Origin of the sequence: Pantoea sp. YU22, assembly GCF_003970755.1 — a bacterium.
Lineage (GTDB): Bacteria > Pseudomonadota > Gammaproteobacteria > Enterobacterales > Enterobacteriaceae > Pantoea > Pantoea piersonii.
Map to the genome: position 1 here is coordinate 303,468 of NZ_RYDU01000001.1, position 15,183 is coordinate 318,650.

The 15,183-nt window shown below is 57.0% G+C and carries 16 protein-coding genes; 7 read left to right on the top strand and 9 right to left on the bottom strand.

Annotated features, from left to right (window positions below):
* Nucleotides 1–5: 5 nt before the first annotated feature.
* Nucleotides 6–914, top strand: coding sequence for a DMT family transporter (locus EKL29_RS01420; RefSeq protein ID WP_126688665.1), 909 nt, complete (start codon nt 6–8; stop codon nt 912–914).
* Here the strand turns inward: EKL29_RS01420 and rutG are convergent, their stop codons facing one another.
* From rutG to rutA, 6 genes are read right to left on the bottom strand one after another with little or no spacing between them, the layout of a single operon-like run.
* A complete protein-coding gene (gene rutG / locus EKL29_RS01425) occupies nt 915–2,240 on the bottom strand; it encodes a pyrimidine utilization transport protein G (protein WP_126688666.1) in 1,326 nt (441 codons plus the stop codon).
* A 41-nt stretch (nt 2,241–2,281) separates the two neighbouring features.
* Nucleotides 2,282–2,806: an NADH-dependent FMN reductase RutF gene (gene rutF / locus EKL29_RS01430; RefSeq protein ID WP_126688667.1), complete on the bottom strand. Its 525-nt coding sequence runs from the start codon at nt 2,804–2,806 to the stop codon at nt 2,282–2,284.
* 10 nt (nt 2,807–2,816) lie between these two features.
* On the bottom strand, nt 2,817–3,620 hold the full coding sequence (gene rutD, locus EKL29_RS01435; RefSeq protein ID WP_126688668.1) for a pyrimidine utilization protein D: 804 nt from the start codon (nt 3,618–3,620) through the stop codon (nt 2,817–2,819).
* Complete coding sequence (gene rutC / locus EKL29_RS01440) at nt 3,620–4,015, bottom strand: pyrimidine utilization protein C (protein ID WP_126688669.1); 396 nt, start codon at nt 4,013–4,015, stop codon at nt 3,620–3,622. Before rutC ends, rutD begins: the two co-directional genes overlap by 1 nt.
* Before the next feature lie 4 nt (nt 4,016–4,019).
* On the bottom strand, nt 4,020–4,739 hold the full coding sequence (rutB, locus tag EKL29_RS01445; RefSeq protein WP_126688670.1) for a pyrimidine utilization protein B: 720 nt from the start codon (nt 4,737–4,739) through the stop codon (nt 4,020–4,022).
* Nucleotides 4,739–5,827 carry a pyrimidine utilization protein A gene (gene rutA / locus EKL29_RS01450; RefSeq protein ID WP_120452854.1) on the bottom strand — a complete coding sequence of 363 codons (1,089 nt, stop codon included), beginning with the start codon at nt 5,825–5,827 and terminating at the stop codon, nt 4,739–4,741. Before rutA ends, rutB begins: the two co-directional genes overlap by 1 nt.
* 285 nt (nt 5,828–6,112) lie before the next feature.
* On the opposite strand from rutA, the gene rutR reads away from it, so the two are divergent.
* Nucleotides 6,113–6,748 carry an HTH-type transcriptional regulator RutR gene (rutR, locus tag EKL29_RS01455; RefSeq protein ID WP_120451924.1) on the top strand — a complete coding sequence of 212 codons (636 nt, stop codon included), beginning with the start codon at nt 6,113–6,115 and terminating at the stop codon, nt 6,746–6,748.
* A gap of 175 nt (nt 6,749–6,923) precedes the next feature.
* Here the strand turns inward: rutR and cycA are convergent, their stop codons facing one another.
* Nucleotides 6,924–8,318 (bottom strand): D-serine/D-alanine/glycine transporter, encoded by a 1,395-nt coding sequence (cycA, locus tag EKL29_RS01460; RefSeq protein ID WP_126688671.1) that lies wholly within the window; start codon nt 8,316–8,318, stop codon nt 6,924–6,926.
* Nucleotides 8,319–8,603: 285 nt separating this feature from the next.
* Between cycA and EKL29_RS01465 the strand changes: the two genes are divergently transcribed.
* Nucleotides 8,604–9,299, top strand: coding sequence for an extensin family protein (locus EKL29_RS01465; RefSeq protein ID WP_120451928.1), 696 nt, complete (start codon nt 8,604–8,606; stop codon nt 9,297–9,299).
* A 1-nt stretch (nt 9,300) separates the two neighbouring features.
* Here EKL29_RS01465 and EKL29_RS01470 read toward each other — a convergent pair whose 3' ends face one another.
* A complete protein-coding gene (locus EKL29_RS01470; RefSeq protein WP_120451930.1) occupies nt 9,301–9,975 on the bottom strand; it encodes a DUF4396 domain-containing protein in 675 nt (224 codons plus the stop codon).
* Between the two features lie 553 nt (nt 9,976–10,528).
* On the opposite strand from EKL29_RS01470, the gene sdiA reads away from it, so the two are divergent.
* Both sdiA and EKL29_RS01480 read left to right on the top strand, forming a co-directional pair.
* Nucleotides 10,529–11,251, top strand: a complete 723-nt coding sequence (sdiA, locus tag EKL29_RS01475) for a transcriptional regulator SdiA (RefSeq protein WP_120451932.1) — start codon at nt 10,529–10,531, stop codon at nt 11,249–11,251.
* Nucleotides 11,252–11,373: 122 nt separating this feature from the next.
* Nucleotides 11,374–11,985 carry an acyl-homoserine-lactone synthase gene (locus tag EKL29_RS01480; protein WP_120451934.1) on the top strand — a complete coding sequence of 204 codons (612 nt, stop codon included), beginning with the start codon at nt 11,374–11,376 and terminating at the stop codon, nt 11,983–11,985.
* 35 nt (nt 11,986–12,020) lie between these two features.
* On the opposite strand, the gene EKL29_RS01485 is transcribed toward EKL29_RS01480, so the two are convergent.
* Nucleotides 12,021–12,245, bottom strand: coding sequence for a DUF2594 family protein (locus EKL29_RS01485; protein WP_033751095.1), 225 nt, complete (start codon nt 12,243–12,245; stop codon nt 12,021–12,023).
* A gap of 421 nt (nt 12,246–12,666) precedes the next feature.
* On the opposite strand from EKL29_RS01485, the gene uvrY reads away from it, so the two are divergent.
* On the top strand, nt 12,667–13,326 hold the full coding sequence (gene uvrY / locus EKL29_RS01490) for a UvrY/SirA/GacA family response regulator transcription factor (protein WP_120451937.1): 660 nt from the start codon (nt 12,667–12,669) through the stop codon (nt 13,324–13,326).
* Entirely contained in the window at nt 13,319–15,151 is a 1,833-nt protein-coding gene (gene uvrC / locus EKL29_RS01495) for an excinuclease ABC subunit UvrC (protein WP_126688672.1), read from the top strand. Before uvrY ends, uvrC begins: the two co-directional genes overlap by 8 nt.
* Nucleotides 15,152–15,183 lie beyond the last annotated feature (32 nt).

Genomic DNA, 15,183 nt, shown 5'->3' on the forward strand with positions numbered 1-15,183 from the left:
GAGATATGTCGGACGTTTCCCGCACCCTGGCCCTGCGCGTAACGCGTGAAGAGCTGGTGCTGATTTTTATTACCATGATCTGGGGCGGCACCTTCCTGGTGGTGCATCACGCAATGGCCTGGACAGGGCCATTCTTTTTCGTCGGTCTGCGCTTTGCCACCGCTGCGCTCATTCTCGCCTTTCTGTTTCGTCGCGCGCTGGCAGGCACCACGCGGCAAGAGCTGGTCGCTGGCGCACTGATCGGCCTGTCGATTGCGGGCGGTTACGGCCTGCAAACCTGGGGCATGCAGACCATCTCCAGCAGCCAGTCCGCCTTTTTGACCGCGCTCTATGTGCCGGTCGTGCCGCTGTTGCAGTGGCTGTTTCTGCGGCGTCCGCCGGGATTAATGGCGTGGTGCGGCATTCTTCTGGCCTTTCTCGGGCTGCTGCTGGTGGCTGGCCCGCAGGATGGCCGTATCAGCCTTAACCAGGGCGAAATCGCTACCTTACTCAGCACGCTGGCGATTGCCGCCGAAATTATCCTGATAAGCCGCTTTGCCGGACAGGTCGATGTGCGTCGCGTGACGCTGATTCAGCTTACGGTCGCCTCGCTGTGCGCCTTCGCGCTGATGGTGCCGAACGGTGAGTCGCTTCCGGCGCCCAGTCCGACCCTGCTGCTGAGCGCGCTGGGCCTCGGCGCGGCCAGCGCGCTGATACAGGTGACGATGAACTGGGCGCAGCGCAGCGTGTCGCCGACGCGCGCCACCGTGATATATGCTGGCGAGCCGGTCTGGGCGGGCGTGGTAGGGCGCATCGCGGGGGAGAGGCTGCCTGCGGCCGCTATCCTTGGCGGCGCGCTGATCGTCTGCGGCGTTATCGTCAGCGAGCTGAAGCTGAGACGAAAAAAAGCGGCGTCTGCCGCGCCGCTGAAATAGTTACCCCTGCTGTCGCGCCGGGCGCTCCGTCAGGGCCGCGCCGCGACGGCGCAGGATGGCGTTGAGCAGGATAGCGCCAAAGGTGGCGGTGCCGATGCCGCCCAGGGTAAAGCCGCCGATCTTCAGCGAGAAATCGCCTGCGCCCAGCACCAGCGTCGTGGCGACCATAATCAGATTGCCGTTCTGGCTAAAGTCCACATGGTTCTGCACCCAGATCCGCGCGCCCGCGACTGCAATCAGGCCGAAAACCACAATCGAGGCGCCGCCGATCACCGGCGCGGGGATGGCGTGGATCAGCGCGCCAAACTTCGGCGAAAAACCGAGTATCAGGGCGATCACCGCCGCCGCGACGAACGCCAGCGTGGAATAGACTTTGGTGACCGCCATAACGCCGATATTTTCTGCATAGGTCGTGACGCCGCTGCCGCCGATGGAGCCGGAGATAAGCGTCGCCAGGCCATCGCCGACAAAAGCGCGGCCCATCCAGGGATCGAGATTGCGGCCGGTCATGCCCGCGACAGCCTTCAGATGGCCAAGATTCTCCGCGACCAGAATAATCGCTACTGGCGCAATCATTACCATCGCCTGGATATCAAAACCGGGCGCGGTGGTGTGCGGCATGCCGAACCAGGCCGCCTGCGTGACGCCGCTAAAATCGACCGGCTTGCCGAACCCCAGCACGTTGGTCAGCAGCGCGTAAAGCGCCCAGGCGACGATTAACCCCACCAGGATCAGCAGGCGCTGCACCATGCCGTGCGTAAAGACCGCCACCAGCCCGATAGCGAGCACCGTCATCACCGCCATCCAGCTCTCAAAGTCCGAGGCCGCCACGCTGTGTACCGCAATGGGCGCGAGGTTAAGCCCAATCGCCATGACCACGGCGCCGGTGACCACGGGCGGCATCAGACGTTCTATCCAGCGCGTGCCGACTTTCATCACCACCAGACCGATAAGCGTGTAGAGCGCTCCGCAGGCGATAATCCCGCCGAGCGCGACGCTGAGATGTGGATTGAGTCCCTGACCATTAAAGCCGGTCACGGCGATCACTACGCCGACAAAGGCCGCGCTGGAGCCGAGGTAGCTGGGCACGCGTCCGCCGGTTACCACAAAAAAGAGCAGCGTGCCGATGCCTGACACCAGAATCGACAGATTGGGATCGAGGCCCATCAGCAGCGGCATCAGGACGGTCGCGCCGAACATCGCCACCGCATGCTGCAGCCCGAGAATGACCGTTTGTCCAAACGGCAGCGTCTCATCCGGGGCGATAAGTCCGCCGTCCGTCAGCGCTGACTTTTTACGCCATTGAGGAAACCAGGAGCTTGCCATCGTTATCTCCAAAAGTGAGGGATCGTGCCGCGCAAGGCGGATTAGCGGGCATCCTGCCGCAGCAGCGGACAATAGCCGCGATCGAACCAGGCCAGCCCGTGTGCATCGTCGCTGCGACTTAGCGCCAGCACCTCGCAAAACAGCACGTCATGGGTGCCGACGCGGGTAATTTCACTGATGCGGCAGTCGAAAGAGATCAGCGCGCCTTCGAGCATCGGGGAGCCGGTCACGCCGCGGCGCCACTGCGCCGCCTGAAAGCGCTCCGCCACGGGCGTTTTACCGCCAAACAGGCTGGACAGCGCTTCCTGACCCGCCGCCAGGGTATTGACGCAGAGCTGGCGGTTAGCGTCGAATACCGACCATACCGAGGCCGAACGATTGAGACAGACCAGCAGCGTCGGCGGCGTGTCGGTCACGCTGCATACTGCCGAAGCGGTGAACCCGGCGCGACCGGCCGGGCCATCGGTGGTGATGATATTGACGGCAGCGCCAAGGCGCGCCATCGCGTCGCGAAACGCCTGTTTTTCTATCGCAACGGCGTCAGGCATAAGGGAAAGGGTGCTCATCAATGTCTCCTCAGCTGGCGGCGCGCGACGGCGCGGCCTCGCTCTGGTTAAGCCACTGCAACAGCAGCGCATTAAAGCTTTCGGCATCGGTCACGCTCATCGCATGACCGCCCCAGGCCATCGTAATCTGCTGCGCGTTGGGCAGCGCATCGACCAGCTGCGCGCTGCAGCTCCAGGGCACCAGCATGTCATCCTGACTGCAGATCGCCAGCACTGGCTGCCGGATGCGCGCGGCCATCGGCGTGAAGTCGGCGCGCATCAGGGCCTCCAGACGGCGCAGCAGGTTGTCGCGTCCCTGAAAATGGGCGATATGCGCCGCCTCCTCCTCGGCAAGACGCTGCTGGTGCTGCGCCATCCACTCCGCCGGATAGAGAAACAGCGGCTGCGCGCGCGCAAAGGCCTCAGTGCCGACCTTGAGCAGCAGATCCTGCCGCACCTGAAAGCAGCGCCGGGTATGGGGATGCAGCCGCAGCCAGCCGTTGATCACCGCCACGCGCTCCACCTGTTCCGGGTAATCCAGCGCCAGCTGCAGGCCCACCAGACCGCCCAGCGCATGGCCAATCACGCCAAAGCGCGCAATGCCGCGCCGCGCCAGCGCCGCCGCCAGCTCGGTCGCCATCATCGCCATGGTGTAGTCGACCGGCAGCGTCTCCGCGCTGCGCCCGGTGCCGCGCTGGTCGTAGAGCACTACGCGATAGCGCGCGCTTAGCGCCGCCAGCTGCGGCTGCCAGAAAGCCGCTACGCCGCCCAAACCCGATGCGAGCACCAGCGTCGGTGCCGCTGAATCCTGACGTCCCACTATCTCCAGATGCATCACGCCTCCCGCTGACCGATATGCGCTACGCTGGCGATCTCAACCAGCGCATCGGGTTTTACCAGGCCGCACTGAATGCAGAAGCGCGCGGGTTTGTCACCAGCGAAATAGTCGGCATAAACCTGATTGATAGCGGCGTAGTCGCGCCAGTCGGTGAGAAAAATAGAGTTGAAGGTGACATCTTCAAGCGTGCCGCCCGCGGTTTCTATTACGTTTTTAATCGTTTCCAGGACGTGACGCGTCTGCGCGGCGGCGTCGCCGATATGGACGACGTTGTTCTCTTTGTCGAACGGCAGGGTGCCGGAGACATACACCACGCCGTCAGCCAGCGTGCCCGGGACAAAAGGGGCGATCGGCGCGGAGGTGCCCGGCGGAATAATGACAGATTTCGGCATCGCGTTACTCCTTATGGCCCTGCAGGCTTTCGCAGAAGGCGTCTACGCTGGTGACCCAGCCAAAAAAGGTTTCGATATTGAAAATCGCCGCCTGCTGGGCGAAGGGCGGGCCCGCCTGGTAAGTCGCGTCTTCCAGCACCACGCCGAAATATTCAAGGAAAAAACCGTCGCGCAGCGTCGACTCCACGCAGACATTGGTCGCGATGCCGGTAAAAATCAGATGACGAATGCCGCGGCTGCGCAGGATGCTGTCGAGCGGCGTATTGAAAAAGCCGCTGTAGCGCGGTTTCGGCAGCACAATGTCGCCTGGCTGCGGCTGCAGGGCATCCACCAGCGCATAATCCCAGCCGCCCTTCGCCAGCAGCGTGCCCTGCAGCTCAGGCCGTTTACGCATGGTTTTCAGCGCGTTGGATTTATGAAAATTGGGCGAACCGGCGTCGCCCGCCTCGATATAGTGCGGGTCCCAGCCGTTCTGGAACCAGATAATCTGCACGCCTGCCGCGCGCGCGGCGGCAACAGCCTGCGCGATCTTTTCTGTTACCGGCGCGGTGGCGGAAACGTTGAAACCCGCCAGGTCGAGATAGCCGCCAGGCGTGGCGTAGGCGTTTTGCATATCCACCACGATCAGCGCGCTTTGCGCAGGCGGAAAGGCGATCGCTTCCGGGCGCGCGGGCAGCTCAACCTGCGGCAAGGTCTGGGTATGGGCGCAGTAAACGGTACTCATCAGGCGACCTCTCTGTTGTCGTTAATCTGGCGGCGGCACTGCATCAGCGGCTGGATATGCTGGCCAAAATCCTCAATGCCCTGCAGAAAGTCATCGAAGGTGAGCAGCACGCCCTGGGCGCCCTCAACCTGCGCCACCTCGTCCAGCATGCGTGCCACACTGGCGTAGGAGCCGACCAGGGTGCCCATATTGATATTGACGGCGGAAGTAGGATCGGCCATTTGCCGTACGTTGGTATCGCTGCCGGAACGCTTATCCTGCTGGCTTTGCGTGGTTAGCCAGGCGAGCGCTTCGTCGTCGGCACCAGCTTTGTAGTGCTCCCATTTCGCGCGCGCCGCCTCGTCGCTCTCGGCGGCGATAATCATAAACAGCACGTAGGAGCCGACATCGCGACCCGCCTTGTCCGCCGCCTGCTTCATGCGCGCGGCGGTCGGGGCGAAGGCGGCTGGCGTATTGACGCCCTTGCCAAAGCAGAAGTTGTAGTCGGCATGCTGCGCGGAAAACGCCATGCCCGCGTCGCTTTGACCCGCGCAGATGACCTTCATCGGCTTCTGCGGCTGCGGACTGACGCGGCAGTCGTTCATCGTGAAGAACTCGCCTTTGAAATCGGACTGGCCGCTGCCCCAGAGATCGCGCAGCACGGTGACATATTCAGTCAGGTAGTCGTAGCGGCGGCTAAAGTAGTCATCGCCCGGCCAGAGGCCCATCTGCTCATATTCGGGTTTCTGCCAGCCGGTCACCAGATTGACGCCGAAGCGGCCGCCGGAGATGGAGTCGATGGTGGACGCCATGCGCGCCACGATGGCGGGCGGCAGCGTCAGCGTGGCGGCGGTTGCATAGATTTCAATACGCGACGTGACGGCGGCCAGGCCTGCCATCAGGGTGAAGGATTCCAGATTGTGATCCCAGAACTCGGTTTTGCCGCCGAAGCCGCGCAGCTTGATCATCGAAAGCGCAAAGTCGAAGTGGTAGCGCTCCGCCTTTTGTACGATCGCCTTGTTCAGTTCGAAAGTCGGTTTGTACTGCGGGGCGTGGGTGGAAATCAGCCAGCCGTTGTTACCAATCGGAATGAAAACGCCAATCTTCATGTCAAACCCTCTTTGCCGGTAGTTAAACGGTTTGTCGCGCTGCGCGGCGTCCTGCTTCATCCCTGAGAGCAGCGCTTGCTGACAAATTTGCAAAGGTTGTGCCACAAAACAAAAGGTTTTCTTTAACAATGGGTTAAACAAGAGACGCAAAAAAGCTGGACCAGATGGTCAAAAATCGCTGCACGTTTTGCAGGCACGCTGGGCAAAAAAGGTGCAGTCGCTGAATTGGGCAGGCCGGAACGGCTTTGCTATCATGCCCCTACGCTTAAGGAATGAGGTAACGCTGTGAAATCCGATGAAAAAAAACCGACGCGACGTTCGCGCGCCACCGCTGCGAAACGCGCCGCCATTCTGGATGCCGCGCTGGCGCTGTTCTCTCAGTTTGGTATTCATGGCACGCGTCTGGATCAGGTTGCCGAGCGCGCCGACGTCTCGAAAACCAATTTGCTCTACTACTATCCCTCGAAAGAAACGCTCTACGTCGCAGTGCTGAAGGAGATCCTCGACGTCTGGCTGGCGCCGCTGCGCGCGCTGCAGCACGATATGGATCCGCTCAGCGCCATTCGCCGCTATATCCGCCTCAAGCTTGAGGTATCGCGCGACCATCCGCAGGCGTCGCGTCTGTTCTGCCTGGAAATGTTGCAGGGCGCGCCGCTGCTAAAAGGCGAGCTGGCGGGCGATCTTAAACAGCTGGTGGATGACAAGGCGGCGATTGTTGAGCGCTGGATTAACGAAGGCCGTCTGGCTGGCGTTCAGCCGCAGCACCTCTTTTTTATGCTGTGGGCCGCGACGCAGCACTATGCGGATTTCGCCAGCCAGGTCGAGGCGATTACCGGCCAGACGCTGAGCGATCCGCAGTTTTTCGATGAAACGGTCGAAAATGTGCAGCGCATGATTATCGAAGGGATCCGCGTGCGCTGATGCGCCGCGTTTAACCTTATCCCCGCGTCAACGTCCGGCCTGTGATGTTTTCTGCCGCGGAGTCACTTCGATGCGCGAACAGCAGGGGCACATCACCATTGCGGATTTATGCGTGGGAAGAAGGGAAGAACGCTACCTTTACCGGTCCCGGTCAAACGACCGGGACCACGCGTTTTTAACGGGCGGCGCGACGGCGCAGCAGCCAGCCCATGGTAAGCATAACAAACCACAGCGGCGTGACTATCAGCGCCTGACGGGTATCATCCTGCAGCGTCAGCAGCACCAGCACGAACGCAAAGAACGCCATCACCACCCAGCACATCACCTTACCCAGCGGCATCTTAAAACCTGACGCCGCATGGCGCTCCGGATACTTTTTGCGGTAGGCCAGGTAGCTGCAGAGAATAATGGTCCAGACGAACATAAACAGGATCGCTGAAACCGTAGTAACCATAGTGAAAACGGTCATCACGTCCGGGATCAGGTAGATCAGCGCGACGCCCGCCAGCAGACAGAAACAGGAGAAGAACAGACCGGCAGTCGGTACCGCGCGAGCGGAAAGCTGACCAAAAGCGCGGTGCGCCACGCCCTGCTGCGACAGGCCGTACAGCATACGGCTGGTAGAGAAGATGCCGCTGTTGGCAGACGAAGCCGCCGAGGTCAGCACCACAAAGTTAACGATGCTGGCCGCCGCAGGCAGCCCGATCAGCACAAACATCTCAACAAAGGGACTGCGATCCGCCAGCACCTGCGTCCAGGGCGTAACCGCCATGATCACCATCAGCGCCAGCACATAAAACATAATCACGCGCAGCGGAATGGCGTTAATAGCGCGCGGCAGCACCTTATGCGGATCGTGCGTCTCCGCTGCCGCCGTACCGACCAGCTCAATGCCGACGAAGGCGAAGACCGCAATCTGGAAACCGGCAAAAAAGCCGCTTATTCCTTTCGGGAACAGGCCGCCGTGATCCCAGATATTGCTGAGCGAGGCGGTGCCGCCGCCCGGCGAGGGGTAGTGAAGAGTAACCAGTACGATGCCGGTTACGATCAGCGCCACAATGGCGACAATCTTGATAATGGCGAACCAGAACTCCATCTCGCCAAACATTTTCACCGTGGCGATATTGAGCGCGAGGAAAACGAAGACGCACAGCAGGGCGCTCATCCACACGGAAAAGCCAGGGAACCAGAGCTGGAAGTAGGCGGATATCGCCACCACGTCGGCAATGCCGGTGACGACCCAGCAGAACCAGTAGGTCCAGCCGGTAAAGTAGCCCGCCCAGGGGCCAAGCAGATCGGCGGCGAAATCGCTGAATGATTTGTACTCCAGATTGGAGAGCAGCAGCTCTCCCATGGCGCGCATCACAAAAAACAGCATAAAGCCGATGATCATATAAACGAAAATGATTGACGGGCCCGCCAGACTGATGGTTTTGCCGGAGCCCATAAACAACCCGGTACCGATAGCGCCGCCGATGGCGATAAGCTGAATGTGACGGTTATGCAGATTGCGCCGTAGCTTGTCAGGGTTCTCCTGCTCAGCAACGGTATCTTTTGTTTGATCAACCATAAAATCATTCTTCCTGTCTGGATGTTGTGTCAGCTCTGCTGGCTGTTTGTGGTTTCTTGCCTCAGGGCAAGTTGGCATAAGATAGAGGAATAAGACAAAATCCCGCTAATTGTTTTTCTTACAAATGCGACCTTTACATCTTAGTAACATGTCAGTAAATCTTTACGCGGCACAAACTTGCGGCACAACGCTGCTGTTTTAAACGAAAAGCGCCGTTACCAGCGCTAAACCGGCGCGTAGCTTCTACACTTTTGTTCTCTAAATCAAGCTGCTGCGAGAGGGAGAATGCGCGCGATCGTTCTGTTGCTGGTGCTGATAGCCGTCGGATGGTGGAGTCTGCCATGGCTGAAACAGCATTTGCCGCCCCAGTTCAACCCCTTTACGCCGCTGGCGGTCACCGATCCGCCTGGCTGGATGACGCGATATAAACTCAAGCGGCTGGCGGGCAATCCTGAAGCGTGTCTTGACGTTATGCGACGCGCTGAGCAGGCGGGAAGGGTAACCTTTAACGCGCGTCCCGACGTGACGGGCGGCTGTCCGCTGCAAAATCCGCTGCGCATTCAGCGTTTCGGCAAGGTCAGTTTAAGCAGCAGCTTTCTCGCCAGTTGCCCGATGGCCGTCGCCAGCACCATGTATATTCTGCAAAGCCAGCAGCGTCTGGCGCATACATCCGCCTCGCCGCTGGTGCGCATCAGCCATGTCGGCAGCTATGCCTGTCGCAACGTTTATCACCGTAAAGAAGGGCGACTAAGCGAGCATGCGACCGCAGACGCCTGGGACGTCACCGGCTTTCAGTTTGCCAATGGGGAACGCGTCGATGTGGGGAAAAACTGGACGCAGCCGGAGAATAAATCCGCTCTGCTGCATCTTCTCTGGCAGGAGGGCTGTAATAATTTCGGCAACGTTTTGGGGCCGGATTATAACGCCGCGCATGCCGGCCATTTTCATTTTGGCATGCGCGGAACGGGATACTGTCGGTAAATTAGACCGCCGGGTTCAAACCGCGTTTAATCAGGAAATGATTGGCAGGCCAGGAAAATATAAATCCGGTCAGCGTAGCGAGCTGCAACATAAACCAGAAAGCCGCCAGCAGAGGATCGATTTGTTGATTAAGCACAAATTTAAGGGCCAGACTCATAAAGAGGAAAATGCCCGCCTGATAAACCAGCAGCGGAAACGCCTCGGTACGAAATGCTAACAGCAAGGCGCGCCAGACTGAAAGCGCGTCGCGCTGCTTAATCGCCAGAAATTGTAAAAACAGGCCGCTTATCAGCGAAATAGCGAGACAGATAATTGCCTGCATCCAGAGCGGCGTAGCGAAATGATAATGATTCAGCAGGGTGATAATCGGAAGTGTAATCAGTTCGCTAAAGATGCAGGCCGCAGCGGAAAGGGAAGTCGAAATAAATATGGTCGGCCAGCTCGCATAATGATGAATTTTTTGCGGTACTAATAGCGCAAGTTTAAGCTGACGAGAGGGTTTCCGTCCAAGATACCACCAGGCCAGCCAGCCGATGAACGGCATGTAAAGACCGGTCAGCGGCCAGATAATGTTCATTATCCCGACTGGGTGAGGATGGCGGAAAATATCTTTCAGGATCATCAGAGCGGTACAGCCTCCTAATACCAGGAAGGGTAATGCCAGCTGATTCAACATAGTGTGTCCCACCTGCAAAAGTTAAAGCGCATCCGTCAAAACGGCTGAAGGCTGCCAGACGCCTGCCGGCCGTACGTAAAGGTTGTGCAAAGAGTCCGTGTTAAGCGTAGCTCCGATCGCAATACATAGAAACGCCAGGCTTATAAGCCGAGCGGCAAAAAGCGCACAGATTTTAACCTTGGGTCGCTTTTTGGCTTTAGAATAGCTTAACTCTATGTTTACAAATAAATTACGGCGCTAAACTAATTTTACTTAATAGCCATGCTGAATGGCGGTCAATGTATGCGAATTTATTGTCGTTATGCAGATTGAATCTCATTAAGAAAAATCTTATTCTGTTTTTCCAGCCGCTATAATGCTGTGAATGGGATCACCTTTCGTGAAGCACAGGAAACACGTTTTAAGTAAAACACGCACAACCGGACGTAACGTGGTTTTTACTTGCATGCCTGTTTTTTTCTCAATAAAACTTTTTTCTCTTATAAATTTATTTTTTTAAAATGAACAACCTCAATAACCAGACGCATCAGCGTGAGGATAACGCCGAGGCAATATGACTAACGACAATTATTTCGTCTGGCGACGAGAGACGGAAAAAGAATTTCAGGCTATCACTTCAACCGAGGAATTGAAGACGCTCATTCAGACTCAGGTAGTGTCATTAGGCTTCGATAGCTATTCCTTTCTGATTCAGCACCCTGTGCCTTTTACCCGGCCGCGTATTTTTTTGCATAGCACTTACCCGAAAGCCTGGATTAAACGCTATGAGGAAAAAAACTATTACGCTATCGATCCAGTTTTAATGCTATGCCAGCAGCCCGGACGGGGCTTAGAGTGGACGCACGACCTCTTCACTGGCGCCGGTGATTTGTGGAAAGAGGCGCAGGAGCACGGCCTGAATAGCGGTTTTTCCTGCTCCGCCATGGCATCAAATCGCGCCATTGGTATATTATCTATAGCATCCCGCCTGGCAAGCCGGACGCAACATCAACATGTCGAGCTGGAAGTGAAACTGCACTTTCTGGCGGAACTGAGTTTGCGTTCACTTCAGCGTTTTTCTGATGATGCGCTGATGGTGCTAAAAAATGATTTCAGTCAGCGCGAGTTAGAGATTTTGAAATGGACCGCAGAAGGGAAAACCTCGGCTGAAATTTCGCTTATTTTAGCAATTTCGCAACACACAGTGAACTTTCACCAAAAGAATATGCAAAAGCGATTTAATGTTTCCAATAAAACTCAAATTGCCTGTTATGCGGCGGCAATTGGACTGATATAGAAAAAGGCAACTACTAAATTTAGTAGTTACGTTGCCGGAAGCAGTTGTCTACCCTGCGCCGGGACTTTGCCAGGCTGGCGTAGCGTAAATCAATGCAAACATGAGGATGTCAGGGGCGCATGATGAAGATAATTCAAACCCAGTTAAAGGATATGCCGTCCTCTCTGCTGGCCGAACTAGGCAGCTACCGTTATAGCGTATTTGCGCGTGGAGAAGGCTGGTCGATCCCGCCTCGTCTCAGCACGCCGGGTCAGGAGTACGATCGTTTCGATCGTTCGGATGTGACCTGGCTGCTGGCCTGGAACGCGCGTGACGGCATCAGCGGCTGCGCGCGACTGATGCCGTGGCATGAGCCAGCCCAGAGCGAAGGGCTGGTGGTGCCGTTCAGTCACGAAAAAGTATGGGAAATGTCGCGCTTCTCGGCGAAGCTGGAACTGGATGCGGAACTGCCGTTCAACCTGTTATGGCACGCCGTGCAGCTTGCCGAACTTAATGGTATGGAGTATTTGATCAGCTCGGCGACGCCGATGCTGGAGAAGATGTTTGAGGATCACCAGGTCGCCTATGAGCCGCTTACGCCCGGTCTGATCCAGTCGGAGGACAATCTGTTCGCCATTCGTATCCCGGTCGTGCAGCCGGCGCTGGCGGAAAAGTATCGCGGCACGCGGCGCTTCAGTCCGGAAGAGGTACTGCCGTCACTGGGTGTCTCTGTGAACTGGCAGTCGCATACCTGACAGCGCGCCCCCGCTTCGGCGCGGGGGCGAACGCATCACTGACGATACGCAGTCTTAATCTGCTTTATGGTATTGCTGAATACTTCCGCCTGCGGCTTATCACCCAGAGTTTGCACGTAGCGTTCCATATTAATAATCACTTTTCCGGCATCCGCCTGGCCCATTCCTTTCAGAATCAGCGTCACCATCATTTTCAGACAGGCAACTTCATCAGCCAGCTTCAGCGTGTCGTGCGAGGTAACAAATTCTTCATCGCTCATCGTGTTCTCCTTGGGGTTAATCGATCGTGCCGGCATGTTCCGCGCAGCCGTGCATGAGTATATCACAGCGAGCCAATTGCCTGCGAAAGCGAAGCGTAACGGCTGACGATTGCTGTACAGGATATTATTTAAAGTAGCAGTTGAATAATTTTCACAGCCCGGCCGCGACACATTTAAGTCTATTTTTGAATTTTTAGACTGATATAATTTAAGCCTTTGAAAATATTGATTAAATAAAAAGGGTAAATGAACATATTTCATCCGGTCGACATATTTTTGTACTGACTGGAAAGTGTTGATGTAAATCAGCGAATACGGTCAAACATTCGGCCCGTTGATGTTCTTTATTGCGAAAAGCAGGTATCATGCGCGCATTCAATATCAGATTTATTCCTCACTTTAGCTAGCGGAGTGTTCCCCGTTGATCAGTGTTCTTCTTGTTGATGACCATGAACTGGTACGCGCCGGTATTAGACGCATACTGGAAGATATGAAAGGTCTTACGATCGCGGGAGAGGCTTGTTGCGGCGAGGACGCGGTGAAGTGGTGCCGGGCTAACCAGGTCGATGTGATTCTGATGGATATGAATATGCCGGGCATCGGCGGGCTGGAAGCGACGCGCAAAATTGTGCGCTACAACCCCGATATCAAAATTATCATGCTGACGATCCACACCGAAAATCCGCTGCCCGCCAGGGTGATGCAGGCGGGCGCAGCAGGCTATCTGAGCAAAGGCGCCGCGCCGCAGGAAGTCGTGAGCGCCATTCGCTCCGTACACGCCGGTCAGCGCTATATCGCCTCGGATATCGCGCAGCAGATGGCGCTGAGCCAGATAGAGCCGCAAAAAGCGGAATCTCCCTTCAGCTGTTTGTCGGAAAGGGAATTGCAGATTATGCTGATGATCACCAAAGGGCAAAAGGTGACGGAAATTTCCGAGCAGCTCAATCTCAGTCCTAAAACCGTTAACAGCTACCGTTATCGCATGTTCAGCAAGCTGAACATCAGCGGCGACGTAGAGTTAACGCATCTGGCCATTCGACATGGCCTGTTCAATGCGGAGCCGTTAATCAGTAGTGAGTGAAGTTTTCAACGCCAAAGCCTTTCTCAGCACGGTGACCAGTCAGCCGGGCGTGTACCGCATGTACGATGCCTCGGACACCGTGATCTATGTAGGAAAAGCCAAAGATCTCAAAAAGCGCCTCAGCAGCTACTTTCGCAGCCATGTCGGCAGTCGAAAGACAGAGGTGCTGGTCAGTAACATCCATCATATAGACGTCACCGTCACGCATACCGAAACGGAAGCATTGCTGCTGGAGCATAACTACATCAAGCTCTATCAGCCGCGCTACAACGTGCTGATGCGTGATGATAAATCCTATCCGTTTATCTTTCTCAGCGGCGATACCCACCCGCGTCTGGCCTATCATCGCGGGGCGAAACACGCTAAGGGCGAATATTTCGGGCCCTTCCCGAACGGCTACGCCGTACGCGAAACCCTGGCGCTGATGCAGAAAGTGTTTCCAATTCGCCAGTGTGAAAACAGCGTTTACCGCAACCGCTCCAGACCTTGTCTGCAGTATCAGATTGGACGCTGCCTCGGCCCTTGCGTCGCCGGACTGGTGAGCGAAGAGGAGTATGCGCAGCAGACGGAATATGTGCGGCTGTTTCTGTCCGGCAAAGATGACCAGGTGCTGAACATGCTGGTAAAACGCATGGAAGAGGCGAGTACCGGGCTGCGTTTTGAAGAGGCGGCGCGTCTGCGCGATCAGATTCAGGCGGTGCGCCGGATCACCGAGAAGCAGTTTGTCTCTAATCAGGGCGACGATCTGGACGTAATGGGCGTAGCCTACGACGCGGGCATGGCCTGCCTGCACGTACTCTTTATCCGACAGGGCAAGGTGCTGGGCAGCCGCAGCTACTTCCCAAAAGTTCCGGCGGATACCGAGCTGGCGGAAGTGGTTCAGACCTTTGTCGGCCAGTTTTACCTGCAGGGCAGCGAAGCTCGCACTCTGCCTGGCGACATTCTGCTGGACTTCAACCTGCCGGAACGCGAGCTGCTCTCTGCATCGCTGAGCGAGCTGGCGGGACGCCGCGTAACGATCCAGAGCAAACCGCGCGGCGATCGCGCGCGTTACCTCAAGCTGGCGCGCACCAATGCGGCGACGGCGCTGACCACGCGCCTGTCGCAGCACTCTACCATCCAGCAGCGGCTGGCGGCGCTGGCACAGTTTCTTGAACTGGACAAAATCAACCGCATGGAGTGCTTCGATATCAGCCACACCATGGGAGAGCAGACTATCGCATCCTGCGTGGTGTTCGACGCCAACGGGCCGCTGCGCAGCGACTATCGCCGCTATAACATTGAAGGCATTACGCCTGGCGATGATTACGCAGCGATGAATCAGGTACTGCGCCGCCGCTACGGCAAAGCGCTGGAAGAAGATAAAATCCCTGACGTCATTCTGATTGACGGCGGCAAGGGGCAGCTTTCGCAGGCGAAGCAGGTTTTTGCCGAACTGGAGGTCGAGTGGGATAAGTCCCGGCCGATTTTACTGGGCGTGGCGAAAGGCAGCGATCGTAAAGCGGGACTGGAAACGCTGTTCTTCGAGGCGGAAGGCGAGGGCGTTTCTCTGCCCCCGGACTCTCCAGCGCTGCATGTGATCCAGCATATTCGTGATGACGCTCACAATCATGCAATTTCGGGCCACCGAAAAAAACGGGCGAAAGTGAAGAATACCAGCGCGCTGGAAAGCATCGAAGGCATCGGCCCGAAACGTCGCCAGCAGCTGCTTAAGTATATGGGGGGCCTGCAACCGTTGATGAACGCCACGGTTGAAGAGATCGCTAATGTGCCCGGTATTTCGTTCGCGCTGGCGGAAAAAATATATCATTCGCTAAAACACTAGCATTGAAACAGGTGAGGCAATGTAGGAACATA

Coding starts and splice junctions, on each gene's coding strand:
- EKL29_RS01465 (WP_120451928.1), top strand. CDS start 8,604: ATGCGCGCGATCGTTCTGTTGCTGGTGCTGATAGCCGTCGGATGGTGG.
- rutG (WP_126688666.1), bottom strand. CDS start 2,240: ATGGCAAGCTCCTGGTTTCCTCAATGGCGTAAAAAGTCAGCGCTGACG.
- rutF (WP_126688667.1), bottom strand. CDS start 2,806: ATGAGCACCCTTTCCCTTATGCCTGACGCCGTTGCGATAGAAAAACAG.
- EKL29_RS01485 (WP_033751095.1), bottom strand. CDS start 12,245: ATGAGCGATGAAGAATTTGTTACCTCGCACGACACGCTGAAGCTGGCT.
- rutC (WP_126688669.1), bottom strand. CDS start 4,015: ATGCCGAAATCTGTCATTATTCCGCCGGGCACCTCCGCGCCGATCGCC.
- rutA (WP_120452854.1), bottom strand. CDS start 5,827: ATGAAGATTGGCGTTTTCATTCCGATTGGTAACAACGGCTGGCTGATT.
- EKL29_RS01470 (WP_120451930.1), bottom strand. CDS start 9,975: ATGTTGAATCAGCTGGCATTACCCTTCCTGGTATTAGGAGGCTGTACC.
- rutD (WP_126688668.1), bottom strand. CDS start 3,620: ATGCATCTGGAGATAGTGGGACGTCAGGATTCAGCGGCACCGACGCTG.
- EKL29_RS01420 (WP_126688665.1), top strand. CDS start 6: ATGTCGGACGTTTCCCGCACCCTGGCCCTGCGCGTAACGCGTGAAGAG.
- EKL29_RS01480 (WP_120451934.1), top strand. CDS start 11,374: ATGAAGATAATTCAAACCCAGTTAAAGGATATGCCGTCCTCTCTGCTG.
- sdiA (WP_120451932.1), top strand. CDS start 10,529: ATGACTAACGACAATTATTTCGTCTGGCGACGAGAGACGGAAAAAGAA.
- cycA (WP_126688671.1), bottom strand. CDS start 8,318: ATGGTTGATCAAACAAAAGATACCGTTGCTGAGCAGGAGAACCCTGAC.
- rutB (WP_126688670.1), bottom strand. CDS start 4,739: ATGAGTACCGTTTACTGCGCCCATACCCAGACCTTGCCGCAGGTTGAG.